This is a genomic window from Salipiger sp. PrR007 (assembly GCF_010499845.1).
Taxonomy (GTDB): Bacteria; Pseudomonadota; Alphaproteobacteria; order Rhodobacterales; family Rhodobacteraceae; genus Salipiger; species Salipiger pacificus_A.
Genome location: NZ_JAAGOZ010000018.1, coordinates 91,916 through 116,461 on the forward strand (window position 1 = coordinate 91,916; position 24,546 = coordinate 116,461).

Annotated in this window: 24 protein-coding genes and 3 pseudogenes; 11 read left to right on the forward strand and 16 right to left on the reverse strand. The window is 66.1% G+C overall.

Annotated features, from left to right (window positions below; genetic code table 11):
• Positions 1 to 35: 35 nt before the first annotated feature.
• From G0Q01_RS08940 to G0Q01_RS08960, 5 genes and pseudogenes are all read left to right on the forward strand, one after another.
• The gene (locus tag G0Q01_RS08940) at positions 36 to 338 is read left to right on the forward strand and encodes a helix-turn-helix transcriptional regulator (protein WP_089849698.1); all 303 of its coding nucleotides are present in this window, start codon (positions 36 to 38) and stop codon (positions 336 to 338) included.
• A gap of 112 nt (positions 339 to 450) precedes the next feature.
• Positions 451 to 705: an addiction module antitoxin gene (locus tag G0Q01_RS08945; RefSeq protein WP_089849696.1), complete on the forward strand. Its 255-nt coding sequence runs from the start codon at positions 451 to 453 to the stop codon at positions 703 to 705.
• 4 nt (positions 706 to 709) lie between these two features.
• The gene (locus tag G0Q01_RS08950) at positions 710 to 1,021 is read left to right on the forward strand and encodes a type II toxin-antitoxin system RelE/ParE family toxin (protein WP_089849693.1); all 312 of its coding nucleotides are present in this window, start codon (positions 710 to 712) and stop codon (positions 1,019 to 1,021) included.
• Between the two features lie 359 nt (positions 1,022 to 1,380).
• The gene (locus tag G0Q01_RS27310; RefSeq protein ID WP_199672162.1) at positions 1,381 to 1,596 is read left to right on the forward strand and encodes a hypothetical protein; all 216 of its coding nucleotides are present in this window, start codon (positions 1,381 to 1,383) and stop codon (positions 1,594 to 1,596) included.
• Positions 1,490 to 1,945, forward strand: a pseudogene (locus G0Q01_RS08960) (IS5 family transposase); the annotation flags it as partial. The gene G0Q01_RS27310 and the pseudogene G0Q01_RS08960, both read left to right, overlap by 107 nt.
• 39 nt (positions 1,946 to 1,984) lie before the next feature.
• Here the strand turns inward: G0Q01_RS08960 and G0Q01_RS08965 are convergent.
• Positions 1,985 to 2,482, reverse strand: coding sequence for a hypothetical protein (locus G0Q01_RS08965; RefSeq protein WP_089849690.1), 498 nt, complete (start codon positions 2,480 to 2,482; stop codon positions 1,985 to 1,987).
• 91 nt (positions 2,483 to 2,573) lie between these two features.
• Between G0Q01_RS08965 and G0Q01_RS08970 the strand changes: the two genes are divergently transcribed.
• Together G0Q01_RS08970 and G0Q01_RS08975 are read left to right on the forward strand one after the other, a co-directional pair.
• On the forward strand, positions 2,574 to 3,401 hold the full coding sequence (locus G0Q01_RS08970) for an IclR family transcriptional regulator (protein ID WP_089849687.1): 828 nt from the start codon (positions 2,574 to 2,576) through the stop codon (positions 3,399 to 3,401).
• A gap of 10 nt (positions 3,402 to 3,411) precedes the next feature.
• Entirely contained in the window at positions 3,412 to 4,035 is a 624-nt protein-coding gene (locus G0Q01_RS08975; RefSeq protein ID WP_018065867.1) for an isochorismatase family protein, read from the forward strand.
• 36 nt (positions 4,036 to 4,071) lie between these two features.
• On the opposite strand, the gene G0Q01_RS08980 is transcribed toward G0Q01_RS08975, so the two are convergent.
• The 7 genes from G0Q01_RS08980 to G0Q01_RS09010 form a co-directional block, all read right to left on the reverse strand.
• Positions 4,072 to 4,593: a MarR family winged helix-turn-helix transcriptional regulator gene (locus G0Q01_RS08980; RefSeq protein WP_089849685.1), complete on the reverse strand. Its 522-nt coding sequence runs from the start codon at positions 4,591 to 4,593 to the stop codon at positions 4,072 to 4,074.
• Positions 4,594 to 4,764: 171 nt separating this feature from the next.
• Complete coding sequence (locus tag G0Q01_RS08985) at positions 4,765 to 6,525, reverse strand: thiamine pyrophosphate-binding protein (RefSeq protein WP_018065869.1); 1,761 nt, start codon at positions 6,523 to 6,525, stop codon at positions 4,765 to 4,767.
• 35 nt (positions 6,526 to 6,560) lie between these two features.
• A complete protein-coding gene (locus G0Q01_RS08990) occupies positions 6,561 to 7,490 on the reverse strand; it encodes a DMT family transporter (RefSeq protein ID WP_018065870.1) in 930 nt (309 codons plus the stop codon).
• 22 nt (positions 7,491 to 7,512) lie between these two features.
• Positions 7,513 to 7,956, reverse strand: coding sequence for a hypothetical protein (locus tag G0Q01_RS08995; RefSeq protein WP_018065871.1), 444 nt, complete (start codon positions 7,954 to 7,956; stop codon positions 7,513 to 7,515).
• Positions 7,957 to 7,969: 13 nt separating this feature from the next.
• A complete protein-coding gene (locus tag G0Q01_RS09000) occupies positions 7,970 to 8,962 on the reverse strand; it encodes an ABC transporter substrate-binding protein (RefSeq protein ID WP_018065872.1) in 993 nt (330 codons plus the stop codon).
• A gap of 11 nt (positions 8,963 to 8,973) precedes the next feature.
• Positions 8,974 to 10,137, reverse strand: coding sequence for a Gfo/Idh/MocA family protein (locus G0Q01_RS09005; protein WP_018065873.1), 1,164 nt, complete (start codon positions 10,135 to 10,137; stop codon positions 8,974 to 8,976).
• A gap of 10 nt (positions 10,138 to 10,147) precedes the next feature.
• Positions 10,148 to 11,089 (reverse strand): PDR/VanB family oxidoreductase, encoded by a 942-nt coding sequence (locus tag G0Q01_RS09010; RefSeq protein WP_018065874.1) that lies wholly within the window; start codon positions 11,087 to 11,089, stop codon positions 10,148 to 10,150.
• 112 nt (positions 11,090 to 11,201) lie between these two features.
• Between G0Q01_RS09010 and G0Q01_RS09015 the strand changes: the two genes are divergently transcribed.
• Positions 11,202 to 12,479 carry a Rieske 2Fe-2S domain-containing protein gene (locus G0Q01_RS09015; RefSeq protein WP_018065875.1) on the forward strand — a complete coding sequence of 426 codons (1,278 nt, stop codon included), beginning with the start codon at positions 11,202 to 11,204 and terminating at the stop codon, positions 12,477 to 12,479.
• Between the two features lie 100 nt (positions 12,480 to 12,579).
• Here G0Q01_RS09015 and G0Q01_RS09020 read toward each other — a convergent pair whose 3' ends face one another.
• A complete protein-coding gene (locus G0Q01_RS09020) occupies positions 12,580 to 13,371 on the reverse strand; it encodes a helix-turn-helix domain-containing protein (RefSeq protein WP_089849683.1) in 792 nt (263 codons plus the stop codon).
• A 339-nt stretch (positions 13,372 to 13,710) separates the two neighbouring features.
• Here G0Q01_RS09020 and G0Q01_RS09025 point away from each other — a divergent pair, with 339 nt between their 5' ends.
• On the forward strand, positions 13,711 to 14,697 hold the full coding sequence (locus tag G0Q01_RS09025) for a 3-hydroxyacyl-CoA dehydrogenase family protein (RefSeq protein ID WP_089849681.1): 987 nt from the start codon (positions 13,711 to 13,713) through the stop codon (positions 14,695 to 14,697).
• Positions 14,698 to 14,758: 61 nt separating this feature from the next.
• On the opposite strand, the gene G0Q01_RS09030 is transcribed toward G0Q01_RS09025, so the two are convergent.
• From G0Q01_RS09030 to G0Q01_RS09060, 7 genes are all read right to left on the reverse strand, one after another.
• On the reverse strand, positions 14,759 to 16,219 hold the full coding sequence (locus tag G0Q01_RS09030; protein WP_089849679.1) for an aldehyde dehydrogenase family protein: 1,461 nt from the start codon (positions 16,217 to 16,219) through the stop codon (positions 14,759 to 14,761).
• A gap of 56 nt (positions 16,220 to 16,275) precedes the next feature.
• The gene (locus tag G0Q01_RS09035; RefSeq protein ID WP_089849677.1) at positions 16,276 to 17,586 is read right to left on the reverse strand and encodes a TRAP transporter large permease subunit; all 1,311 of its coding nucleotides are present in this window, start codon (positions 17,584 to 17,586) and stop codon (positions 16,276 to 16,278) included.
• Positions 17,579 to 18,088 carry a TRAP transporter small permease gene (locus G0Q01_RS09040; RefSeq protein ID WP_018065880.1) on the reverse strand — a complete coding sequence of 170 codons (510 nt, stop codon included), beginning with the start codon at positions 18,086 to 18,088 and terminating at the stop codon, positions 17,579 to 17,581. Before G0Q01_RS09040 ends, G0Q01_RS09035 begins: the two co-directional genes overlap by 8 nt.
• 114 nt (positions 18,089 to 18,202) lie before the next feature.
• Positions 18,203 to 19,204: a TRAP transporter substrate-binding protein DctP gene (dctP, locus tag G0Q01_RS09045; RefSeq protein WP_018065881.1), complete on the reverse strand. Its 1,002-nt coding sequence runs from the start codon at positions 19,202 to 19,204 to the stop codon at positions 18,203 to 18,205.
• A 189-nt stretch (positions 19,205 to 19,393) separates the two neighbouring features.
• Complete coding sequence (locus tag G0Q01_RS09050) at positions 19,394 to 19,669, reverse strand: hypothetical protein (protein ID WP_089849675.1); 276 nt, start codon at positions 19,667 to 19,669, stop codon at positions 19,394 to 19,396.
• Positions 19,670 to 19,747: 78 nt separating this feature from the next.
• Positions 19,748 to 21,655: a TRAP transporter fused permease subunit gene (locus G0Q01_RS09055; RefSeq protein WP_089849673.1), complete on the reverse strand. Its 1,908-nt coding sequence runs from the start codon at positions 21,653 to 21,655 to the stop codon at positions 19,748 to 19,750.
• On the reverse strand, positions 21,652 to 22,635 hold the full coding sequence (locus G0Q01_RS09060) for a TAXI family TRAP transporter solute-binding subunit (protein ID WP_018065884.1): 984 nt from the start codon (positions 22,633 to 22,635) through the stop codon (positions 21,652 to 21,654). Before G0Q01_RS09060 ends, G0Q01_RS09055 begins: the two co-directional genes overlap by 4 nt.
• 433 nt (positions 22,636 to 23,068) lie before the next feature.
• Here G0Q01_RS09060 and G0Q01_RS09065 point away from each other — a divergent pair.
• Positions 23,069 to 24,096 (forward strand): annotated as a pseudogene (locus G0Q01_RS09065) (IS110 family transposase).
• Between the two features lie 312 nt (positions 24,097 to 24,408).
• Positions 24,409 to 24,546: pseudogene (locus G0Q01_RS09070) on the forward strand (IS5/IS1182 family transposase); the annotation flags it as partial.

Consider the following 24,546-nt stretch of genomic DNA (forward strand, 5'->3'; position numbering starts at 1 on the left):
TCCTTCCCAGAGTATTATCGAAGGAGGACGCAGAGATGCGGACCAAGACGGGCACATTTGTGCCGAAAACGGGCACAAATGTGCACCTTGAAGCCGATGCCGCCGACTACCGGACCGCCATTGCCGCGGCGCTTCGGGACGAACTCGGCTTGACGCATCGAGCAGTCAAGACGGCGATGCGGTGGACGGGCGCCAGCGAGCGAACCGTGAAATACTGGATTGCGGGCGAGCGTGGACCCAGCGGCGAGCATCTGATCGCACTGGCCAGGCACTCGGATATCGTGTTCCACATGGTCTTGCTGCTGGCCGATCGGCACGACGGCGCGGATGCCGAATAAGGTCAAGCCGCCACTGAGGCGGCGGGGAGGCCAAATTGCTCCACCGCCGCCAGACTTGATGTGTAGTGTTTTTTGGTTATATTGAATACGCGCCAAGCATGAGGAGCCTTCCATGTCCCGCACCACGACCATGACCGTCCGTCTGAGCGGTGCGCTCAGCGATTTCGTCGCGGCCAATGTCGGCGAGAACGGCTCCTACGAGAACATCAGCGAATACGTGCGCGACCTGATCCGGCGAGACAAGGAGCGGGCCGAGCAGGAGGCTTTCGACCGGCTGAAGGCCGAGCTGACCCGCGCCTTCGCAGCGCCCGAGACCAGCTACAGGCCGCTGACGGCCGCCGAAGTCATCGCTCGCAACCGGGCCTGACCAGATGGCGATCCGGGTTCAGGAGGCGGCATCACTCCGCCTCGATGACATCTACCGCTATACGCGCGACCGATGGGGCGAGGTCCAGGCGGACCGCTACATCACCGGCATGTTCGAAGCGTTCGAACGGATCGAGGCCCATGGCGTCGCCTCAAAGCTGATCCCGGCAGAGTTCGGCGTCGAAGGGTTCTTCTTTCGGTACGAACACCACATCGTCTATTGGCGCCGACTGTCCGACGGCGATATCGGTATCGTCGCGATCCTGCATGAGCGCATGCATCAGATCGACAGATTCAAGGAAGATTTTCACGGCTGAACGCGCAGGTATCTGCGTCGGCGACGCCCACATAGATCAGCCTGATCGGTTTCCTTTGTTTGCGGAAGATATCTGTTCGCCTCGTGCCGCACGGGTCCGTCATACAAGGCGTTTCGCAGAGACTTTCAGCCAATCCAGCAATTGCGCCACTGCCGGGCGCATGCCATGCCGCCCCAGATGTACGGCGTGGATCACGCTTGGCATGGGCGCCAGATCCAAGTTCAACACATCGAGGCGTCCGATCCCGGTCATGAAGTTCGAGGTGGGGGCGCGAGCCCCCAATCCCGGCCCTTGGTTCCAATTGAGTGGAGACGCCGAGCGCCGGCTGAAAAACTGGCCGCTGAAGAGGTGGCTGCTCAATGCTCGACCTACTGCACGAGCTCGAGGTGTTCCCGACCGTGATCGGTCTCAAGCGGATCGACCCGGCCGTCAACATGCGGCGCTTCTACCGAATGAGCGTCCAGAGCGATCCGGGCGGTCGAGGTCATCTCAAGCAATGTCGGCGACGCCCCGATGCTGCCGAACCTTCTCGCCCAGATCTCGGCGAACGAGGACATCGCCACTGTCTCGGCTGACGGTGCCTGCGCCACACGCGCCTGCCACGATGCCATTGCGGCCCGTGGAGCAACAGCGATCATTCCACCCCGTCGAAACGCCCGGCCTTGGAAGCCGGACACGGCAGGAGCTCGCGCACGCAACGAGATCCTGCGAGCATCGAAGCACCTGGGCCGGGCACTCTGGCGGAACTGGAGCGGGTACCGCCGGCGCAGCAGGGTCGAGACGAGAATGAACTGCGTGAAGCTGCTCGGCCAGCGGCTGATGTCCCGGGAATTCGACCGCCAGGTGGCGGAGGTCCAGATCCGGGTGGCGGTCCTCAACCGCTTCACGGCACTCGGCATCCCGATGACCGTGGCCGCAGGGTAAGTGTGCCCGGGGAAAGGGGGATTGCGCTCGCCAGCTGATTTATCCAACAGCGCCCGACGGATAGGCCAGAACGCCCAGCACGCGCGCGTCGTTGCGCTCGGCGAAATGCGCGTCGAGAACCGGCGCCCAGGCTTCGGACACGGCGCGGGCGCTGGCCAAGTCGGGGGCGATGCCGGCCAGGTCGATGGCTTCGCTCATCGGGTCGTCGGCAGCCAGGTAGCTCAGGATCGGCGTCGCTGCATCAGCCACGCCTTGCTGCAGCAGGCGCAACAGCTCGGTGCCGTTGAGGCCGGCCTCGTTGAACGCGTTGAACGGGCGCACGTCGGCGGTGATGAGCCCGTCGGATTCCTCGGCCAGGGTCTGGGTCCAGAACGGCATCTCCCGCTCGGCATAGAGGGGCATGAAGCTGGCCGAGCCGATGATGTTGAGATGCCCTTCGATCAGCTCCTGCGCCAGCGCGGGGCCGGTGAAGGCACCTGCGAACAGCACGGACGAAAGCGCGGTGGTGATAAGGGGCTTTCCGGTATGGCGGATCATATTGACCTCCCTTGTTCTATATTGTAGAAAGCTTGTACCGTAATTTGCGACTAATTTTTCACATTTCTTTCCGTCAAGTAAGGCGTGCGGCATGACCGACGAAAGCCCCGATCTGCCCAACAATAAGGCAGGTCTCGACAAGTCCTTCTCGAAGGGGCTGATCCTGTTGCGGCACCTAGCAACCTGCGAGGCGCCGGCGGGCATCAGCGACCTGTCGGCGGCTCTCGGCATGACCAAGAGCAACGTGCACCGCCTGTTGCAAACCCTTGCGGCGTATGGATTCGTCCACAAGAACACCAAGTCCCGCTACAGCCCTTCGCTGCGCTACTGGGAGATGGGCTACGAGGTATGGCTGCACTCGCGCGCAGGACAACTTGCGCTGAATGACGCGGACGGGCTCGCGCTCAAGGCGAACTGCCTCGTGCACATCACTTTGGCAGCCGAGGAACGCCAGGAACTGACCCTCTATGATCGGATCGGTACGCCGATCGCCCATCCCATGCGCAGGCTTTGGCCCACGGGCACCCGCGTGCCGATCTGGCGAATCATCTACGGCTGGTCCGATTTCGTGGCCTTCCAGATCGCCTATATCGCCGCCAAGCCCGAGGTCGAGCTGACCTCGCGCCGCGATGAGATCAGCCGCCACCTGGAAGACAGCGGCCTGACCTACGAGGGTCTGGCCGAGCGCGTCACCGCCGCCCGCGACCTGGGTTACGCCGAGAACCTCGGCAGCGGGCTGGAGAACATCGAGGGCACTGCCTGCGCCTTCCGCGACGAGACCGGCGCGCCGGTGGGCGTGCTCAGCACGATCTACGACCGCGACGGCAGCCGCGACGGCCGGCGCGAGGATACCGGGCGGCTCAACCGCCTCTATGCCCATTCCATATCCCGATCCCTGGGCTTCCGGGATCCAAACTGAGAGAAACTTCATGGACGAACAAGCCTTCAAGGCCCGTGGCTTCGGGCAGACCATCGGTTTCGGCCGCCGCTCGGCGCTGGTGGTGATCGATGTCATCAAGGGTTTCACCAATCCCGACCTGCCGCTGGGCGCGGACCTGTCGTCGCAGATCGTGGCGATCAACGCACTGATCGCCGATTTCGCGGCCCGCCGCGAGCCGGTGTTCTTTACCACCGTGCGCTACGACGAGCCGGATCTGTCGGACGCCGGGATCTGGCCGCTGAAACAGGGCGGATTGAAGACGCTGGCCGCCAGCGGCGACGGGGCCGAGCTGGACCCGAGGCTGAGCCTCGCGGCCGGAGAACGCACGCTGGTGAAGAAATACGCCTCGTCCTTCTTCGGCACCGATCTGTCGAGCCGCCTGGTAGCCGAGGGTGTCGACACGCTGGTGATCACCGGCTGCACGACCTCGGGCTGCGTGCGCGCGACGGCGGTGGACTCGCTGCAGAACGGCTTCCGTCCGATCGTGGTGCGCGAGGCGGTGGGCGACCGCAGCCAGCCCGCACATGAGCAGAGCCTGCTGGACCTGCAGGCAAAATATGCCGACGTGGTCTCGCTCGACGCGGCGCTGATGCGCGAGATGGCGGGCGCCTGAACGGCGCCCTGCCCCACCAACCCGCCTGCGCCCCGGTCAGAAGCTCGACCGGGTCGCGGGCACCTTGATCCCCTGCTCGGCGGCGGCGTTCTCATCCGCCTCGAGATTGGTGATGATCGCCAGGAGACCCTTGCGCAGCACGCGCACCTCGTCCTCCTCCAGCCCCTTCAGCGAAATCAGGTTGACGTCATGCGCCATCGGCTCCAGCCGGTCGCGCAATTCCCAGCCCTTGGGCGTCAGGAAGATCTGCAAAGTCCGCTTGTTGCCGTCCATCTTCTGCCGCGTGATCACGCCCTGCTTCTCCAGCTTGGTCAGCGCGGCGTGCGCGGTGGGTTCGGTCAGATGCGCGCGCTGGCTCAGCTCGCGCTGCGACAACCCGTCATTGTACCAAAGGATGCGCAGGAAGATCCATTGGCCGAAGGTGATCCCCTCGTCCTGAAGGCGCATCTGCAGCGAGCGGTTGAAAGCCCTGGCGGCGAGACGAACGAGACGCGCGAGGCGTTCTTCGGTCAGCTTGGGATCGAAGTCTTCATGCCCCGAGGGCGCGGTTTCATCCATGTGGAACGGTCTCAATCGGCCAGAAACGAAAGCCCCGTCGCCAGCGCGATGCCGGCGACGGGTCGCTTCCATTTGTGCTGATTTCCCGTGCAGGACACAAGGGTTAGATGTCTTTTCAACCGTTTCGTGTCACCCGTTGCCCATCCACGACGCCCCGCATAGCCATTCTGTTCAGCCGTCCTGTTCCGCGGTCATGCCTTCGGCCATCTCCTTGACGTAGCCGCGCAGGATGCGGGCGTCGATCACCACCGACTTGCCCGCGCGCACCTGCGCCACGGCATCGGCCAGCGCGGCCTCGAAGGCGGCCACCGTCGCGACCGGGCCGATGCCCACCGCGCCCTGCGCCCGCGCGAGGCCGGCGATGTCGATATCCGGCTCGTCGATCGCCTGGCCGATATGCTTGTTCTCGACCGGGCGGTCGCGGTCGCGGGCGACGCGTTCCTGGTGGATCTCGTCGTTGAAGAACGAGCGGTTGTTGGCCACCACGATCAGCATCGGCACGCTCTGATGCGTCCCGGTCCACAGCGCGGTCGCGCCCATGATGAAATCGCCGTCGCCCAAAACCGCGACCGGCATGCGGCCCGTGTCCTTCAGTGCCAGCGCCGCGCCCACGACCATGCCGGGGCCCGAGCTGATGCCTGCGCCGCCGTCATAGCCCAGATAATCGAGCGGCCCGGTGAAATCGCAATGGCGACCGTCCCAACCCAGGGGCAGACGCACCAGCGTGTGCGGATCCTCGGCCAGCCCCGCGCGCAGCACATGCGAGAGCGCGTCGAGCGACAGCACGGCATCGGGCTCCTGCCCGTGCGGCGCGGGTGCCGTGCGGGGCGCGGGTGCGGCGGGTTCCAGCCCCAGCCGTTCGCACAGCGCCGCGACCAGCGCATCGGCCTCGGTCAGGATGGTGAGATCGCTCGCCACCACGTCCTGATGATCCATCGACCAGCCGTTCGTCAGCATCGGCTCGAGCGTGGCGTTGACCACCTTGGCCCCGGCGCCCAGCTTGCCCTGCGCCAGCGTGCCGGCCGGGTCCACCCAATCGAGGCACAGCACCAGATCCGCGCCCGACAGCGCCTCGACCGATTCAGCCGACAGGAAGAACCCGGGCGCGCCCGCGTGCAGTTTGTGGCGCGTCGGGAAGGCGGCGCCGGTCTTGATGTCGGTGATGACGCGGGCGCCGAAATACTCGGCCAGCGCCACGCGCCGCGCCCAGTCCCCTTCATCGCGCGAGACGCGGCCCATCAGGATCACCGGCGATTGCGCCTCGGCCAGCATGTCGGCCAGGGCCGAGACCTGCGCGGCACTCGCACCCGGGGCCTGAGGGGCTGCGAAACGCGCGGGATCGGGCAGCGCGGGCATGGCTTCGATGGCGGTTTCCTGCACCGTCACGTCGAAGCAGACATAGGTGGGCGCCATCGGGGCCGAGGTGGTAATCTGCATCGCCCGCATCAGCGACGACAGCGAGGCGGCCAGCGACGCCGGTTGATCATCCCATTTCACATAGGGCCGCACCACCGCCGCCTGATCGCGCGAGGTATGCAGCCAGTCGATCCAGGGCCGACGCTTGGCCGCGTCGACCGGGCCGGTCGCGCCGAGGATCAGCATCGGCACGCGGTCGCACCAGGCGTTGTAGATGGCCATCGCGGCGTGCATCAGGCCCACATTCGCGTGCAGCACCACGGTCATCGGCTTGCCGGTGATCTTGGCCCAGCCATGGGCGATGGAAACCGCGTGTTCCTCATGCAGGCACAGCAGCATGTGCGGATCCTGGTTGCCGAGGTAGTTGACCATGCTGTCATGAAGGCCCCGGAAGCTCGAGCCGGGGTTGAGCGCGACGTAGGGCGTGTCGAGCCGGCGCAGCATCTCGGCGATGGCGTCGCTGCCGTAGAGCGTCTTCACCTCGCAGGGTGTGGGGCGGTCGGTTTCCCTGGTCATCTGTCTCTCTCCCGTTTCGGAATTCTTGTGTTATTTCAGGTGCGCACCAGCGCCAGCACGATCACGCCTGCCATCGCCATCAGCGAAGCCAGCGCGAAGATCGGGCCGGGGCGATCCTCGGTGCGCAGGACCCAGGCGGCCAGCCAGGCCGCGAGGAACATCTCGATCGTGCCGATGATCGCCACGGCGGTGACGGTGGTGAAACTGAGCGCCACGAATTGCGCGGTCTGGCCCAGCGATACGAAGGCGGCCGCCACCAGCTGCCAGCCGGTCGGGCGGCGGAACAGTTCGCTCAGGTGGCGGCGATAGGCGGCGCTGAACAGGGCTGCGACGGCGAACCACACGAAGGCGGCTACCGCGCCAATGAAGGCGCCGATCAGCGGATCGGGCAGCCAGCGCATGGCGAACTTGCGCGCCACGTAGGATCCGCCATAGCTCGCCGCCGACATCAGCGCCAGGACACGGCCGGTGTTGCGCTCGCCGGCCGCTCGCCGGGCGTCCTCGTCATCGGCGACGATCTGGCCCCTGTTCGACAACACCACCAGCGCCACGGCGGCGAAGACCAGCACGAAGGCCAGCGCGCTGGCGATGGTCAGGCTCTCGCCCAGGAACAGGATCGCCAGCACGGCGGCGAACACCGGGATCAGCCGGCGGATGAGCCCGGTCTCGATGGCGCCGGCCAGCTCGATGGAGCGGAAGAAGAAGATCCGCCCCAGCACCGTGGCCAGCATGCCGGCGACGACGAAGATCGCCACGCCGATCCAGAAGCCTGTGTCAATCGGCGGCAGCGACGGCCCCATGATCAGCCACAACCCGCCCGAGAACAGCGCCGTCAACACGATCGACAGCAGCACGGCATTGCCCCGCCCGCCCTTTTCGCGCGCGTTCTTGGTCGCGGCGACCGAGCCGAAGGCATAGCAAAAGGCGGCGAGGATGGCGAAGATCTCGCCGATAAAGGGGATCATGGGGACCTGTCGTGTTTCGTGCTCAGGCCGGGGCCTGCAATTCCTGCAGCAACCTGGCTGAGGACATCACCTCGCGCAGCGGCAGGCTGTCCTGGATCGCGTCCAGCTCGACCGAATAGCTCAGCCCTTGCCCGTCCCAGAACCACCAATAGACAATCTCGCCCTGCTTGTCGCGGATCGGCATGCGGAAGGTGGGGAACTTGCGCTCGTCCTCGGGCAGCGCGGCGCTGCCCGCCTTTTCATGCGCCAGCCCCAGCCGGTCCAGCGCCTGTTCCAGCGGGATCATCGCCGTCAGGCGCGGAGCCTGCGCGACATGCGCCTCCAGATCGGAGGGGCGGCTGTCGCTCAGCCCCCGGAACAGGCGCACGACGGGCGGGTAGCTTTCGTGCTCATGGGTCAGCTGGGCATAGGCGAGGCCCTGCTCCAGCCGGATCTCGACGATATCGCCGGGTTGGTAACGGCTCATGGGGCCTCCTTGCTCACAGGCTGTAGGCTTCGAGGGTCGAGGGGTGGAACAGCTCGTCGACCTGCACCCGGCGCGGCGAGAGGCCCTGCGCGAAATGGTAGTCGAGGAATTTGTCGAGCACATGCGCATTGGCGCCGACGCCATAGCTCCAGGGATCGGGGCCCATCAGCGCGCGGGCACGGTTCAGCGTGTCCTCGACGAAGGGCATCGTCACCTTGGTGGCCGAGGTGTCGTTCAAGGCCTCTTCGGCCAGCTTCTTCGACTCCGAGAACGCCTTGAGCAGCGCTGCGGGCAGAAAGGGGTATTCCTCGACCAAGGTCCGGCGCACGCCCAGAACGTGCATCACCGGGAAGATGCGGGTCTGGCGGAAATACTCCTCGGCCGCGCCGATGCTGTCGCGGAACAGGCGGCCGACATGGGGATGGCCCTCGGCAAAGCAGCGCGGCCAGCGCGGGCCGATGAAGCCGTCGATCTCGCCCGCCGCCAGCATGCCGTTCAGCGTGGCACCCTCGGGCGCCTGCTCGATGGTGATGTCGTCGGGCAGCGTCAGCGCGATCTTTTCCGGGCGGCCCGGCGTGTCCATGCCGCCGCGCACCCAGGTCACGTCCGAGGGTTTCACGCCGAAATGCTCTTCCAGGATGCCGCGCACCCAGACGTTGGCCGACAGCTGGTACTCGGCGATGCCGATGCGCTTGCCCTTCAGATCCTCGGGCCGGTCGATGCCGCGGTCGGTGCGGATATAGACCGAGGTATGACGGAACGCGCGGCTCAGGAACACCGGGATCGCGACGTAATGCGGGTTCCCGCGCGCGACCGAGATCGAATAGGACGACAGCGACAGCTCCGAGATGTCGAAGGCCTCGTGCCGGAAGGCGCGGAAGAACATCTCTTCGGGCGACAGCAGCATCGGCACGGGATCGACGCCGTCGATCTTGACCCGGCCGTCGACGATGGCCCGCGTGCGGTCGTAATTCCCCATGGCGAGGGAGAGTTTCAGATCGGACACGTGTTCCTCCTTTACGTGATGCCGCATTGGCGCTGCAGATCCACCGGCTGGCCCGAGGCCGCCGATTCCAGGATCGCGTGACAGATTTCGAGGCTCGCGCGGCCCCAGGCGCCGGTCTGGGCGGGCGCGCGATCCTCGCGCACGGCGCCGACCAGCGCGTCGATGACAGGTCCGCGCGGGGCGGGGCCGAAGGGCACCTCGACGAAGCGGCGCTCGATGTCGCCGAAGACATCCAGCCCGGCAGGCGTCAGCCGCAGGTCGGCGCGGTCGCACAGCGCGATCACCGGGCCGAAATGCTCGTTGTTTTCCGCCTCGATAAGCCCGGCCCCGCTGCCGTAGGTGCGGGTCTGCTTGAGCGCGGCTTCGGCCTCGGCGTCGAGCCCCTGCAAGGCGCGACGCGCCTTGCCATAGGCGGCGGGGTCCTTGCGCTGGCCCAGCTCGCCCACATTATCCATCCAGACGTCGCTGTCGAAATGCGCGTAGCCGGAATAGGTCAGGCTGGCGAAGGATCCATTGGCAAAGGCGATGAGCGCGCTGAACGCGCCTTCCGTCGGGCGCGCGGGATCCCAGGCGCCGGTCATCGCGGTGACTCGGGTGGCAAGGCCACCGGCCAGCCGGCGCACCACGTCGATCTGGTGGATCGCCTGGCTGAACAGGATGCCGCCGCCCTCTTCGGTGCGCAGTTCCTCGGGGCGCCGGGGGCGGTAGAGGAAATCGGTGTAGTTGAACGCCTGGATCATCCGCAGGGATCCCACCTCACCGCTCTCGATCAGGCGCGCCGCGGCCTCGACTGGCGGGTCGAAGCTGTGGCTGGGGCCTACGATCAGATGCTTGCTCGAGGCCTCGGCGGCCGCGACCATGCGGTCGGCATCCGCCATCGAGATGGCGATCGGCTTGTCGACCAGCACATGCTTGCCGGCGGCCAGCGCGGTGCAGACGTGGTCGGCGTGCATCTGGTGCGGCGTGGCGATATAGACCGCCTCCACCTCAGGATCGGCGCAAAGCGGCACGATGTCGTCATAGGTCCGACCGCCGAACTCGGCCTCGAACGCCGCGCGGCTTTCGGCGCGGGGGGCGGCGGCGGCGACCAGTTTCACGCGCGGATCGGCGGTGAAGGTCGGGATCATCAGCATGAAGCCGCGACCCAGCCCGACGACGCCTAGCCTGACGGGCATTTGCGCGGGCTCAGAGGTCAAGGACCAGCCTCCCGCCCGAACAGGCGCGCGAGACGCAGATCATGATCTTGTCGGCCTTTTCCTCGTCCATCAGCACCATGTCGCGGTGATCGGCCTCGCCCTCCAGGAGTCGCGTCTTGCAGGTGCCGCAGGTGCCGCTCTCGCACGAGCTGACGGTCGGGAACCCGGCATCGCGCATAGCCTCGAGGATCGAACGGTCGGCGGGCACGGTCAGCGTGATGCCGGTCTTCTTCAGCTCGACCTCGAAGGCCTCGTCATCGGCGCGCACAACGTCGACGGGCTTGAAATCCTCGAAGTTGACGCGGCCTTCCGGCCAATGGCCCGAGATCGCCTCGATCTCGTCCATCAGGGGCTTTGGCCCGCAGCAATAGACATTCAGCTTCTGCGGCTCGGCAAAATGGTCCCAGAAATCGTAGATCTTCTCGGGGTCGCCCTCGTCGTGATGGGCCAGGACACGGTCGCCGTAAGCGGTGGTCAGGTCTTCCAGGTAGGCCGCCTCTTCCGCGCTGCGGCTGAGGTAGATGATGTTGAAATCCTTGCCTTCGCGCTCAAGATGCGCGGCCATGGCCGAGATCGGCGTGACCCCGATGCCGCCCGCGATAAGCAGGTAGCGCGGCGCGTCGGCCATGGGGAAGTCGTTTTCCGGCGCCTCGACGTTCAGCTCGAACCCCTCGACCGCCTCGTCATGCATCGAGGCCGAGCCGCCCCGGCTGGCCGGCTCGCGCTTCACGGCGATCTTGTAATGGTCCGGCGCGGTGCCGTCGTTGACCAGCGAATAGCGCCGCATTGCCCCCGAGGGCGTCTCGACCGTGACATGCGCGCCGGGCGTGAATCCGGGCAGCGCGCCCTCTTCCATCGGAACCAGCGTGAATTCGGTGATCTGCGGGGTCAGCGCGCGTCTTGCACCGACGCGCATCCTGATGAGCTCCATTCGCCCCTCCCAAAAAACGTGTATCTGCCCTTGCTCGTTTAGATAGCTAAGTATATGTTGTCAAGCATTCGAGATTGGCCTTCACGGGCCCGGGCCGCAGGAGGAGTACGAGATGCTGACCCCCGAAGAGAACGAAGTCCTGACCCGCGTGACGGGTGACGCGCCGATGGCGAAACTGATGCGTCAGCACTGGACGCCGGTCTGCCTGATGGAAGAAGTGGCGGAGAACGACGGCAAGCCGCTGCGCGTCGAAGTGCTTGGCGAATCCTACGTCGCGTTCCGTGATACCAAGGGCCGTCTCGGCATGCTCGACGAGCTCTGCCCGCACCGCAAAGCCTCGCTGGTCTACGGTCGCAACGAGGATTGCGGCCTGCGCTGCCTGTACCACGGATGGAAGATGGATGTGGACGGCAACGTCGTCGCCATGTCGTCCGAGCCCGAGGGAAGCCCGCTGATGGACAAGGTCAAGGCCCGTTCCTACCCGGTGCGCGAATGGGGCGGTTTCGTCTGGGCGTGGCTCGGCGACAAGACCGACATGCCGGAGTTCCAGCCCCCCGCCTTCGCCCCAACCGAAGACACCCCGGTCGCCATCCTGAAGATCCGTGTCCCCGCCAACTGGGCGCAGATCCACGAAGGACAGATCGACAGCGCGCATTCCTCGTCGCTGCATTCATCAACGATGAAACCGGCCCGCGTGGAAAGTGCCGCAGCCGATGACAAATCGTGGTACCGCCCGTCGACCGACAAATCGCCGCGCATGCAGACCGAGACCACCAGCTACGGCTTCCACTACGCAGCGATCCGCAAGCCGATCAAGAACGCAGCAACGCATCATTACCTGCGCATCACCGAGTTCGTGGCGCCATACTACTCGCTGATCCCGCCCAACAACGCCTACAAGGTCGCCAGCGTCATCGTGCCGATCAACGACGACGAGACTGCGTTCCACTTCCTCGCCTTCGGCGGCCCGAAAGTGCCCTCGACCGAGGAATGGCGCGCCTTCAACCACGCTGTTCCGGGCAAGGACCTGGATGAGAAGTGGCGCACGCTTCGGACGCTGGACAACGACTTCAAGCAGGACCGCGAGCTGATGAAGGAAGGCCACTTCACCGGCGTTCCGGGCATCCCGAACGAGGACATCATCATGTGGGTGTCGATGGGCAGCCGCGTGCAGCGCCATACCGACGTGCTGGGCGCCTCGGACCTCGCCATCGTCGAGTTCCGCCGACTGATGACCGACGCCGCGCAGAAGGTGGCCGAGGGCGGCCCGGCGATCGGCACCGCGAGCTTCGCGCTGCAGTCGCGCATCGCCTCGCACGAGGGGGTCTATCCCAAGGATGTCGACTGGCGCACGCTGGTCGCCCATGACCCGGCCGAAGCGGCCGAGTGACGCGCTGGCGCTTTCCTCCCAAGGCGCACGCAGGGAAGGCCCGCACGAGCAATCGTGCGGGCCTTTTTTCATGGTCTTGTTCAGAGTTGCGCGCGCCTCTTCAGACGGTTTCGAGGCGCGCCGCCAGCTCCGCCGACGTCCGGCGCAGCAGCTCGGAGAGTTCATCCGCGCGGCGTGATATGCGCTCCGTCGGCCCATGAATCCCGATGCCCAGCGGGCGTGCGTGCCCCGGCGGCACCGGGATCAGCGTCGACATCATAGACGCATCCCAATGCACCGTGCGGTGCGTCGGAATGTCCAGCAGGTCGCGCGCGTGCAGGATCGACACGTCGGTATCACGATTGGCGTCGAGCACCGCCTCGAAGGCCGCCTGGGGGTAGTCGCGCGGCGAGATCAGCCCCTCGGCCACGGTGCGACGGTAGATCTGCAGCGCCACCGGCCGCGGCGCGCGCGCCAGCATCAGCCAGCCGGTGCCGTTCTGCACCATCAGCCGCCGGTCGCCCGCGCGGATATGGGTGTTGCGCCCCTCCTGCCGGTGCAGCGAGGTGACGTAATCGACATGCAGGTCGGCGGGCGCGGCCAGCACCACCGGCTCGCCCGCAGCCTCGCGCAGACGGCACAGGGCATCGAACAGCACGGTCTGCTCATAATCGTCGACCTGCATCCAGCCCGTCAACGTCTGCAGCCGGGGCGCGGGGAGATAGGCATGGGTCGCGGGATCGAGCGTCATGTAACCCATGTCCAGCATGGTACGCAAAAGCGCGGTCAGGCTGGAAACCGGATAGCCGAGCGCGGCGCCCAGTTCGTGCAGCCGGGCAGGCTGTCGGTGACTGGCGAAGAACTCGAGGATCTCAAACACCCGCGCAGCGGATTTCACCTTGTCTGCGGTCATCTCCCCTGCCCTTCCGATTCACACGGCTCGGCGACCCGTACCGGCCCGCTCCGCCCTGTCACAATCTAGGCGAATCGGGGCGCTGCGGAAAGGGTTCGCGACGCGGCCCCGGCGGATGTCCCGCAGCCGGCGCGCGGGCCTTCGGGCAGAATTCACATCCTCGAAATATCCGCCATGCGGGGCGGTTCGCGTTGACCGGGGGCCCGATTTCGCAAGGCTGTCGGCAAGGGAGACGGCAGGATGCGCGCGCGATTGCGCAGTGGCACGGCCCTCCCCGTTCATCCCTTTCGGCAGGCGGCGGGCACGCCCCGACCGCGCCCTGACACCAGACGAGGTTCCATGCCCGACACCGCCCCCTCCATCCCCCTCCCGCCGTCGTCCGGCACGATCTGCGTCGTCGGCGCGGGCTTCATGGGCTGCGTGATCGCCACGCTCTATGCCCACCACGGCCATGATGTCGCGCTGTGCGACATGAATACCGAGTTGCTGGCCAGCTTTGCCGAGCGCGCGCGCCCGATCGCCGCGACCTTCGCAGACGACTCGGCCGCCGTCGACGCGATGCTGGCACGCGTGCGCACCGAGCCCTCGCTGGCCGAGGCCGTGAAGGGCGCCTTCATGGTGCATGAGGCGGTGCAGGAGAAGCTCGAGACCAAGCAGGCGCTGTTCGCCGAGTTGGACGCGCTCTGCCCGTCGGAGGTGGTTCTGGCCACCAACACCTCGTCGCTGTTGCTGTCGGACATCGGCGCCAGGGTGAACGGCAAGGAGCGGATACTGGGCCTGCACTATATCACGCCCGGGCACATCATCCGCTCGATCGAGGTGATCCACGCCGATTTCACCCCGGCGTCGCTGGTGGAATGGGGCCGGGCCTTCGTCGAATCCATCGATCACGTGGGCGTCGCCTGCGGTGAGCGGCCGGGCTTCCTGATCAACAAGATCCAGTTCGCCATGCTGACCGAGATCTATCGCCTGATGGACGAGGGCATCGCCAGCCGCGACGATATCGACGCGGCCGTGCGGCTGAGCATCGGGCCGCGCCTCGCGCTGTGGGGGCCGCTGCTGACCGAAGATCTGATCGTGTCGAAGGCGACGGCGCTGGCGGTCACGGACTCGCTGTACCACCAGACCGGGGACGAGAACTACAAGGGCCGCAAGGCGCTGCGCGACCTGGCCGAGGCCGGGCACATGGGCGCGATCACCGGACGCGGCTGGTACGAGTACGACGCGCCCTATGCCGAGATCGTCGAGGAGCGCGACCGCCAGCTGACAGACCTCCTGGACTGGCTGCGGGAGCGCGACCCGGTGGGCCGGCTGGCGCCCCGCTGAGACACGAAAAAGGGGGCGGATGATCCGCCCCCTTTCCTTTTCCCACAGTCCGGATAAAGGCTTACTGGCCGCCCAGGTTGATGTGGATGTTCTTCTCCTGCGTGAACGAGATCAGCTCGCCGATCCCCTCCTCGCGCCCCAAGCCCGACTGCTTGTAGCCGCCGAAGGGCGCACCCAGGAAGTGCCGCCCGACCTCGTTGATCCAGACGAAGCCGGCCTCCGCGCGGGCCGCCGCGCGATGCGCCGTGGCCAGGTCCTTCGACCAGATCGAGCAGGTCAGGCCCACGTCGAGGCCGTTCACCTCGTCCATCATCGCCCCCTCTTCCGACCAGCGGCGCAGCACCAGAACCGGGCCGAAGATCTCTTCCCGGGCGACGCGCATGTCGGGCGTGACATCGGCAAAGATCGTCGGTTCGACGAAGCAGCCGTCCGCCATCGCGCCCTCGGTCACCGCGTTGCCGCCGGTGACGACGCGCGCGCCCTCTGCCTTGCCCGAGGCGATGTAGCCCATCACCCGGTCGAAATGCTCGCGCCCGACCAGCGCGCCCATCGTCGTCGCGGGATCGGTCGGCATGCCCGGCTTGAAGCGCGACACATCCGCCTCCAGCCGCTCGACGACCGCGTCGTGCAGGTCGTCATGCAGGAAGGCGCGGCTGGTCGAGCCGCAGCTCTGCCCGCACCAGCTGAAGTTCATGCCCGCGACGATGGCGTTGGCCACCTTGTCGGGGTCGCTGTCCGGATAGGCGATCAGGGCGTTCTTGCCGCCCAGTTCCAGCAGCACCGGCTTCAGCGTGTCGCTGGCCGCGCGCATCACCGCGCGCCCGGCCCCCACCGAACCGATCAGCGTGACCTTGTCGATACCCTTGTGCGAGGCCAGCGCCGCGCCCGCCTCCGTCCCGCCGGGGAGCACGGTGAAGACACCCTTGGGCAGCAGGCCGTCGATCAGCTCGGCCAGCCTCAGCGCCGAGAGCGGCGCCTGCACCGGAGGCTTGATGATGACCGCGTTGCCCGCAGCCAGCGGTGCGCCCATCTTGCCGCCGCAGAACATCAGCGGGTGGTTGAACGCCAGGATCCGCGCCACCACGCCCAACGGCTCGCGCAGGGTCATGTTGATGCGCTCGGGGCCCATCGGGATGGTGTCGCCCTTCATCTCGGTGACGAGGCCGGCAAAGAATTCCATCTGCGCCGCGGCGACGCCCGCGTCGCCGCGCATTTCGGTATAGGGGTTGCCGCAATTGGCGGAATCCAGCAGCGCCAGCTCGTCGCCGTGCTTGCGGATGATGGCGGCGATCTCCTTGAGCACGCGCGCGCGCTCCAGGGGCGCCACGTCGCGCCATTCGCGGAACCCCGCGCGGGCGCTTGCCACGGCCGCGTCGACATCCGCCTCGCCCGCCGTGGCCACCTGGGCCAGCACCTTGCCGGTTGCCGGGTCGAAGGTCGGATCGGTGCGCCCGGATTGCGGCGCGTGCCAAGCATTGCCGTAGTAGAGGCCCAGGTTGTCGGGCAGGATCGGTTCGAGCATGGAGCCCTCCTTGTCTTGCAGGGGGCGGGCGACCGGGGCCGCCGCGCCGAGGGTTGTCACAGCATCGACGGCAGCAGCGTCGTCAGCCCGGGAACCAGCGCCAGCACGATCATGCCCAGCAGGTACAGCAGCACGAAGGGCCAGGCCGAGGAGAAGACCTTGCCGAGGCTGGCATCCTCCCACGCGCTTTTCAGCGCGAACAGCGTGTAGCCGAAGGGCGGGGTCATGCCCCCCACGGTGATGTTCACCAAGAACAGCAGCCAGAACCAGATCGGATCGAATTGCAGCTCCTCGATGATCGGCAGGTAGATCGGGATGACGATCAGCATCAGCGCGATCTGGTCGATGAACATGCACAGCACGAAGGGCAGCAGCATCAGCAGGATCAGCATCACCCAGCGTGACTGTTCCAGCCCCACGACCCATTCGGTCATCGCCGAGGCGCCGCCGGTAAAGGCCAGCAGCTGGCTGAACAGCTTCGAGCTGGCCATGATGAACAGGATCATCGCCGCCACCTTGGCCGAGGAGACCAGCGACTCGCCGATCATCTTCAGGGACAGGTTGCGATAGATCGCGGCGGTGATGAGCGAGCCGATGACCCCCATCGCGCCCGCCTCGGTCGGCGTGGCGATCCCGGCCAGGATCAGACCCATCACCATCAGGATGATGATCGAGAACGGCACCACCCGCAGCAGCGCCCAGCCCTTGTCGGCCAGCGTGGCACGGGTGCCGTCGTCGGGCTCGTCGGGCGCCAGCGAGGGGTTGAGCCAGACCCGGATGAAGCAATAGCCCAGGAAGATGCCCGCGAACATCAGCCCCGGGATGATCCCCGCGATCAGCAGCCCGGCGATCGACACGCCGGCCAGCGTGCCAATGATGATGACCAGGACGCTAGGCGGGATCAGCGGCGCCAGGCTGGCGCCGGCCAGGATCGTGCCGGCCGACAGCCGCGCGTCGTACCCGCGCGCGATCATACCCGGCAGCAGCGAGCGGCCCAGCATGGCCGCCACGCCCATCGCAGCACCCGACAGGGTGCTGAACACCGTGGCCAGCAGGATCGACAGCACGTACTGGCGCCCCTTCACCCGACCGACCAGCGTGTCGATGGACCGGAACAGCACCTCGACCGAGTTCGAGCGGAACAGGATCTCGCCCATCAGGATGAACAGCGGGATGGTGACCAGCGATTGCGTGGTCGTCGTCTCGTAGAGCGAGTTGACGAACATGCCGTAGCCCATCGGTCCCATGATGACCGCGACGGCCAGCAGGTTGACCAGCAGGAAGGCCGCGAAGACGGGCAGGCCTACGGCCATGAAGCCCAGAAGCAGCCCCACGCCGGTCGCGACGGCGGCGATACCTTCAACCATGGGTCACCTCGGGTTGGGAGTCGGTCTCGGAAAGCGCCTGGCCGAAGGCGAGGCGCAGAAAATACAGGCCGGAATTGGCCACGCCATAGGTGATGAAGGCCACCAGGATCCATTTCGGAATGCGCACGGTGGTCAGGGTCGCCGTCCCGCGCGAGGCCAGGTGCTGCACCTCGCCGATGCAAAGCCAGGCAGCCCAGAGACAGGTCGCCGCCGCCACCAGGAAGCCCGCGCGCAGGATCACCTGGCGCAGCCGGCCGACCAGGTCGGGCAGGATAGTCACGGCCACGTGCCCGCCTTCGCGGGTCAGCCAGGGCGCGGTGCTGAACACCGTGATCAGCAGCAGGAAGGAAACGAAATCGCTCGCCCAGAGGGTCGGCGCGCCGAAGGCATAGCGCGAGACGACCTCGAAGGCGTAGATGAGCACGATGGCTGCCAGCGCACCGACGCCGATGAAGAACATCAGCCGGGTCAGCACGTCCTGAAGCGTCAGGATCGGTCGCATGGAGGGAAGCTCCTGGAACGGAAAGGCCGAAGAGAATGGGCCGAGAAGGACGACCGGGGGACGGAAAGACGCGCGGCACCAAGCGGCCGCGCGTCGGAAGGGGCCGGGCCCCGATCAGCCGTCGAGATCGGCTTCGGTTGCCAGACGGCGAATTTCCTCGATCGCCTCGCCCGATTGCGTGGCCGCGAGGTCCATCACGCCCGAGAACCAGGCCGAGCTGAGCGTGCCCGCCAGTTCCTCGGACAGCTCGGTCACGCTCATGCCCTCTGCTTCCAGGGCGGCGCTCTCTTCGGCGACTAGCGTGTCGAACAGGCCATTGGCCTCGATCTCGAACTCGCGCGCGGCGGTCTCGATCTCGGCCCGGGTTTCCTCGGACAGGTCGTTCCAGGTGTCAAGGTTCATCAACACCAGATGGCCGACCTGGCCGAAGGTCGGGCGCATCATGTAGTCGGCGACCTCGAACCAGCGGTAGGACAGAGCGCCGATGGTCGGCCAGGCCGCACCGTCGATCACACCGCGTTCCAGCGCCGGGTAGATCTCGCCGCCCGGCAGCACCACGGGCGAGCCACCCAGCACGTTGATCGCCGGGTGGTAGATCGGCGTGCCGCGCACGCGACGTCCTTCGAGGCCGTTCTCGCCGACCGGCTCGTTCAGCATGATGTGGTAGCCATTCAGGTCGTAAAGCACAGCGATCAGCTTCAACCCCTGCTCCTGGTAATCGGCATCCACCGCGTCCCAAATTCCGGCTTCGCGCAAGGCCTCGGTATCGCCCGACAGGCCGTCCAGCGCCATTCCCACCGAAGTCTGGTTGAAGTGATAGGCACCATTGGTGAACAGCAGGTCGAACAGGCCGCGCGACACCGGGTCGAACTGCTCGAACGGGGGCACGGTCTCGGGGCCCATGACGTTGACGCCGAAGCCCTCGGTTACGGCTTCGTCGAGCGTCTCGATGAACGACGTCAGCACGTCGACCGCAACATAGCTGGAATCCCAGCCCGACAGCAGGCGGAAGTCGCGTGCCTCGGCGGCACCAGTCAGGCCCAGCGTCGCGGCCGACAGCGCCGAAGCGCCCGCAAGGGCACGCAGTTTGTTGGTGAATGTGGTGGATGAAGTCATGTCGCTCGCTCCTCCCGTAGCGTTCCGACTGCGCCGCCCCTGGGCGGACAGTCTGGTCTGGATTGGCTGCTCAACCTAAAGGGTAAGCTATCTAAGCTTATTTGGCGGAGAGCACCTTGTCTTGATTGCCGGCGGGATCATTGCGACATTTCACATATATGAAATCGTACCGCCCTGCCCGTTCCGGCTTCAGCGCGCAGCCAGCCAGCGCCCCAACTTCCTGTTCAGGAATGGCAGGATCAGCCCGACATTCAATCCGGTCAGCAGCAGCGCCACGATGAACAGCGAGACCGCCATTGGCATGCCCTGGGTGAAGGGCCGCGTGGCCAGCACCAGGACGATAAGCGCGGGATAGACGGCCAGCATGCTGACCGCCCAGCGCTTCCAGAACTTCGGTTGTTGCGGCGGCACGGCGGAGGGGCTCTGCGTCGTGAGTCGCTCTGCGGTCTGGGTCGGATGGGTCACGTCGGTCTCTCTTGCAAAAGGACGCGCGGCCCGGAGGGGTCCGGGCCGCGCGATCTGTTAGGCTGCGCCAGGGTGGCATCAGCCGGCGGCGTTCTGTTGCACGCTGGCCCGGCGCCCCGCCACCAGGTGCCGTGCCAACATGGCTGCCCCGAGCGCGATGCCCGCGACCGCGAGCAGCTGGAAGGGCGCGACCGCCGCAACCGCACTGCCTAGCAGAAGTACCCGCTCCGCCGGCGATACCGGCTTGCTGGCGAAGGCCTCGACCGCGGTGGCCACGGACAGCGTGGCAATCACGCCCCCAACCACGGCCAAAGTATTCGACAGCGGGTCGGCCAGCAGCATCAGTGCCGGGTTCCAGACGAAGGCGAAGGGCAGCATGAAGCCGATCGAGGCCAGTTTCACCGAGGTGAAGGCGATCTTGAACGGGTCTTCATGCGCAATCGCCGCCGCCGACAGGGCCGCCACCGCAATCGGCGGGGTCAGCGCCGAGAGAACGGCAAAGTACAGCAGGAACATGTGGCTCTGCAGCACCGGATAGCCCAGTTGCGCCAGCGCCGGACCGACCAGCACGGCAGCCAGGATGTAGGCGCTCGGGGTCGGCATGCCGAGACCCAGGATGATCGTCACGACAGCGGCGATAACCAGCGTCAGGATCGGCTGCGAGTTGCTAATCACCAGGATCAGGTTCGCGGCCTTCATACCCAGCCCCGTCATCGACAGGCCCCCGATCACCAGACCCGCGGCGGCACAGGCGCCAGCCACCGGCAGGATGCGCAGCGTGGTCTCGCCCAAGCCCTCGATCACCTGCCACGGCGACAGGCGCGTCGCCTTCAGCAGCGTCGAGGCGATGATGACACCCATCACGCCGATCCCGGCGGTGAAGGTCGGAGAATAGCCCGAGAGCAGCGCCACCACGATGCCGATGATCGGCAGCAGGAAGACCCAGCCCGTGCGGAACGTCTGCGCTACGGTCGGCATCTCGTCCTCGGACGGGCGCAGGTCTTCGCGCACGGCGCGCAGGTGGACCTGACTAAAGACGCCGAGGTAGTAGAGCAGTGCGGGCACCACGGCGGCGACGACCACCGCCTTGTAATCCACGCCGGTATATTCGGCGAGAATGAAAGCGGCCGACCCCATCACCGGAGGCATCGCGCTGCCCCCCGTCGAGGCCGCGACCTCGACCGCGCCGGCGAAGCGCGCGCTGTAGCCCAGTCGCTTCATCACCGGGATGGTGATCGAGCCCGTCGCCACCACGTCCGAGGTCGGGCTGCCCGACATCGTGCCGTAGAGCCCTGAGGAAATCACCGCGATCTTCGCCGGACCGCCGCGGGTGCGCCCGGTCAGAAGCGCCGCGAGGTTGAAGAAGAACTCGCCCCCACCCGCTTTCGACAGAAAAGTGCCGAACATCACGAACAGGAAGACGTAGCTGGCGACCACCTGGATCGGCACCCCGAACACGCCATCCGTGGTGAAGACCAAGATATCGAGCAGGTAGGTGAAATCGTCGACGCCATGCCCGAAGGGCGGCGGCAGCAGGTAGCCGAACCAGTTGTACGCCAGGAAGGCCACGACCACGATGGTAAGTCCCATGCCCGTGGTCCGGCGCGTCGCTTCGAGGGTCAGGAGCAGTAGCGAGATGCCGAAGAAGAGCTGCGCGGGCGTGAACGGATCCAGCAGGCTGATGCGGTCCGCAATGGCGGTGGCGTTCACGAAGAAGAAGATGCCCGCTGCCAGGCTGAGCAGCGACAGGGCGATATCATAGAACGGGATGCGGTCGGGAGCGTTCGGCGTGGCACCGATCGCCGCGAACATGATCGCGTAGATCCCCGAAACGAAGAGGATGCCCAGAACTAGCGGATCCGAGATGGTGAAGAGGTTGGCGTAGATCACCCAGGCCGAGAAGATCGCGGCCACCACGACGATGGCCCGTTGCTGGCCGGCCGCAAGATCCCTCCTGCGGCCAGTGGAGACGAGTGTCCCGATCATTGCGACAGCCCTGCCTCACTGTAGGCACGGGCGGCGCCGGGGTGGAACTCGAGCACGCTGGGCGTGGCGAGCAACTCGGGCGTCAGGGATTGCATCGCGCTGTGAACCGCGCGCACCTCGTCGATGTTGGTGATTAGGGCGTTGGTCAAGGCATAGGCGTCGTCGTCGCTCATCGCGTCGGTCGCGGCCAGCAGCGCCCCCAGCGTCACGGTGTTCACGTCCGCCTGCTGGTTCGAATAGCTGCCAGCGGGAATGACCATCTGGCCGGTGCCGAAGCGCTCGTTGGTGGCGTCGATGACCTCCTGCGGGACCGACAGCAGCACAACGTCAGCATTCGTGTCCACCGCGCGAAACGACGAGTGGTTGATGAAGATGCCGTTGGTAATCATGTCGAGCCGTCCGTCCTGCAGCAGCTCGCCCTGCTCATTGGCGCCGGCGCGCACGAACTGGCCGCCAGCTTCGGCCAGGGATTCGTCGGTCACCCCCACCAGCTCGAACATCATCAGCGCGATGTTCGAGGTGATGTTCCCCGAGCGATTGATGCCGATGCGGATCGGCGCGCCGCTGCCGGCGATGTCGTCCAGGCTGTCGATGCCGTATTGCTCGGCCATCGAGCGGTCGAGGAAGAAGTGCATCGGCGCCCAGTTGTACATGTAGCCGATGGCCCGCATGTTCGTGATCGGCCCGCGGAAGGGCTCTTCGCCTCCCAGCGCGAGCTGCGCCTCGGCGTCGTGCACCAGGCCCAGATCCGTGCGCCCGGCGCCCAGCAGGCCGATGTTGGCGAACCCGCCGCCCGTAGCCTGATAGGTCACCACGGCCGAGGTGTCCGCCACCTGCGCGGCGCGGTCGATGCCGGCGCCCAGCAGCGACCAAAGGCCGCCCGGGTTCCCGCCTGAAAGAGTGAGGTTGAGCGATTGGCCGTGACCAGCCGTCGCCGAGACGGCGAGGCCGGCAGCCATCGCGATTGCAGTGAAACGCATAATCATGTCCTCCCGTTTGGCCCTGCGTCGCGCCCCTCTCCCGTCCGACATCCGGAACACGGGGGCCGGATCGGTGGTTTGCGAAACATAGCTTAGACATCTATCTTTAAAGCCCTCGCTAGGAGATTGTCAACGATTAGATACCAAAGCTTGCTATCCCCCCACTCAAGCTCGACGCGGAAGGCGTTACGGTCCCCCGCGGCGCTGGAAACCGGGTAATGCCGACACTCACGAAGGCAACATACATCATGACGAAGACCCTGTGCGGGCGGGCGCCCTCGCCCATCCTGCAGCAGCACTATTGCGCCTACCGGTGCTACGACGCCGAGGCGGGCCGCGCATTTCATGAGGATTTGCGGCTTTGATGGTGTGCCCCCCCGACGGCATCGATGTGCCAAGGTGGGTCTGCAAGGATCCACAAAGGAGAGCGGTCATGTCGGAGATTATCACGGTCGGGCTCGATCTGGCGAAGAATGTGTTTCAGGTCCACGGTGCCGACGCTACGGGCCGGGCGGTGCTGCGCAAGAAGCTGCGAAGAGATCAGGTCTGGCATTCTTTGGACAGCTGCCGGCCTGCGTCGTCGCGATGGAAGCCTGCGGTGGCGCCCATTTCTGGGGGCGCGAGATCGGGAAGATCGGGCATGACGTGCGGTTGGTCCCACCCGCCTACGTGAAGCCATTCGTGAAGCGCCAGAAGAATGATATGGCTGATGCCGAGGCGATCTGCGAGGCGGCGACGCGCCCGACGATGCGCTTCGTGCCGGTGAAGAGCGAGGAGACCCAAGGCGCGGCGATGGTCTTTCGCATCCGCGAGTTGCTTATCCGGCAGCGAACCCAGACCATCAATGCCCTGCGCGGGCATCTGGGCGAGTTCGGAATGATCGTTCCGCAGCGCGCGGCCAACATGTCGAAGCTGATTGCCATTGTGGAAGACCCGGAAAGCGGTCTGCCTGCCGATGCCATCCCCACGCTCAAGGTGTTGGTGGCGTCACTCGCCCATCTCGGAGCGGAAATCGGCAAGCTCGATGCCGAGATCGCCCGGTGTGCCAAGGAGAATGAGGTGGCGCGGCGCCTGATGACAGTCCCGGGGATAGGTCCTCTGATTGCCACGGCCATAGCGGTTCTGGCTCCGCCCCCCGAGACGTTCCGCAAAGCGCGCGACTTCGCGGCCTGGCTCGGGCTCACGCCCCGTCAGCATTCCACAGGAGGCAAGCAGCGTCTCGGGGCCAACACGAAGATGGGCGAACGGTCGTTGCGGCGATTGCTGATCATCGGGGCCAACAGCGTCATCATCAAGCGGCATGTTCATGCCGCTGCCCGGCCGGGCACATGGCTTGGCGAGATGCTGACGCGCAAGCCGCCGATGCTGGTGCGGGTCGCGCTGGCGAACAAAATGGCGCGGATCGTCTGGGCGCTGATGGCCCGAGGCGGCGCCTACCAGTCTCCGACCGCTGCGGCGTAAGCCGTCACTGGTCGCGAGGACGTCGGAGCGGAAGAGGGCAAGGAGACGTTTGGCGCACGGTCGTGAGACGGGATCGGGAGGACCAGAGCGCAACAGAGTGCCATCGAGCACGCGGCTTTGATCTGGACCCGACCTGCGAACACCATACGGGCCCGCGGCGTGATGATGGCCGCAACAGAGGCCGGATACATGTCAGCACCCGACACCGCGCGAAACTGATCCAGAAACCCTCTTGCGCAAGGGGCGGTTATACATGTTGCGCAAATGCTGTGAAGGTTTCACCTTGCGAATCCAGTCTGTTAGTCAGGCTGCATGAGCAGACCCATACCCCCGACCTACAAGACCAGGAACTGGCCAGCCTACAATGAAGCAGTCAAGCGCCGGGGCTCGCTGACGATCTGGTTTGACCCCGAGATGAGCTGGGATGCCGCGCCGACAGGCAGGCGTGGC

What these genes read in the sequence shown, in the direction of transcription:
- G0Q01_RS09005 (WP_018065873.1), bottom strand. Translation starts at nt 10,137, where the DNA reads ATGCCCGTCAGGCTAGGCGTCGTCGGGCTGGGTCGCGGCTTCATGCTG.
- G0Q01_RS09010 (WP_018065874.1), bottom strand. Translation starts at nt 11,089, where the DNA reads ATGGAGCTCATCAGGATGCGCGTCGGTGCAAGACGCGCGCTGACCCCG.
- G0Q01_RS09055 (WP_089849673.1), bottom strand. Translation starts at nt 21,655, where the DNA reads ATGATCGGGACACTCGTCTCCACTGGCCGCAGGAGGGATCTTGCGGCC.
- G0Q01_RS09060 (WP_018065884.1), bottom strand. Translation starts at nt 22,635, where the DNA reads ATGCGTTTCACTGCAATCGCGATGGCTGCCGGCCTCGCCGTCTCGGCG.
- dctP (WP_018065881.1), bottom strand. Translation starts at nt 19,204, where the DNA reads ATGACTTCATCCACCACATTCACCAACAAACTGCGTGCCCTTGCGGGC.
- G0Q01_RS09015 (WP_018065875.1), top strand. Translation starts at nt 11,202, where the DNA reads ATGCTGACCCCCGAAGAGAACGAAGTCCTGACCCGCGTGACGGGTGAC.
- G0Q01_RS08985 (WP_018065869.1), bottom strand. Translation starts at nt 6,525, where the DNA reads ATGACCAGGGAAACCGACCGCCCCACACCCTGCGAGGTGAAGACGCTC.
- G0Q01_RS09020 (WP_089849683.1), bottom strand. Translation starts at nt 13,371, where the DNA reads ATGACCGCAGACAAGGTGAAATCCGCTGCGCGGGTGTTTGAGATCCTC.
- G0Q01_RS09030 (WP_089849679.1), bottom strand. Translation starts at nt 16,219, where the DNA reads ATGCTCGAACCGATCCTGCCCGACAACCTGGGCCTCTACTACGGCAAT.
- G0Q01_RS27310 (WP_199672162.1), top strand. Translation starts at nt 1,381, where the DNA reads ATGCTCGACCTACTGCACGAGCTCGAGGTGTTCCCGACCGTGATCGGT.
- G0Q01_RS09040 (WP_018065880.1), bottom strand. Translation starts at nt 18,088, where the DNA reads ATGCGACCGATCCTGACGCTTCAGGACGTGCTGACCCGGCTGATGTTC.
- G0Q01_RS08970 (WP_089849687.1), top strand. Translation starts at nt 2,574, where the DNA reads ATGACCGACGAAAGCCCCGATCTGCCCAACAATAAGGCAGGTCTCGAC.
- G0Q01_RS09035 (WP_089849677.1), bottom strand. Translation starts at nt 17,586, where the DNA reads ATGGTTGAAGGTATCGCCGCCGTCGCGACCGGCGTGGGGCTGCTTCTG.
- G0Q01_RS08995 (WP_018065871.1), bottom strand. Translation starts at nt 7,956, where the DNA reads ATGAGCCGTTACCAACCCGGCGATATCGTCGAGATCCGGCTGGAGCAG.
- G0Q01_RS08990 (WP_018065870.1), bottom strand. Translation starts at nt 7,490, where the DNA reads ATGATCCCCTTTATCGGCGAGATCTTCGCCATCCTCGCCGCCTTTTGC.
- G0Q01_RS08950 (WP_089849693.1), top strand. Translation starts at nt 710, where the DNA reads ATGGCGATCCGGGTTCAGGAGGCGGCATCACTCCGCCTCGATGACATC.
- G0Q01_RS08975 (WP_018065867.1), top strand. Translation starts at nt 3,412, where the DNA reads ATGGACGAACAAGCCTTCAAGGCCCGTGGCTTCGGGCAGACCATCGGT.
- G0Q01_RS09025 (WP_089849681.1), top strand. Translation starts at nt 13,711, where the DNA reads ATGCCCGACACCGCCCCCTCCATCCCCCTCCCGCCGTCGTCCGGCACG.
- G0Q01_RS08980 (WP_089849685.1), bottom strand. Translation starts at nt 4,593, where the DNA reads ATGGATGAAACCGCGCCCTCGGGGCATGAAGACTTCGATCCCAAGCTG.
- G0Q01_RS08945 (WP_089849696.1), top strand. Translation starts at nt 451, where the DNA reads ATGTCCCGCACCACGACCATGACCGTCCGTCTGAGCGGTGCGCTCAGC.
- G0Q01_RS08940 (WP_089849698.1), top strand. Translation starts at nt 36, where the DNA reads ATGCGGACCAAGACGGGCACATTTGTGCCGAAAACGGGCACAAATGTG.
- G0Q01_RS08965 (WP_089849690.1), bottom strand. Translation starts at nt 2,482, where the DNA reads ATGATCCGCCATACCGGAAAGCCCCTTATCACCACCGCGCTTTCGTCC.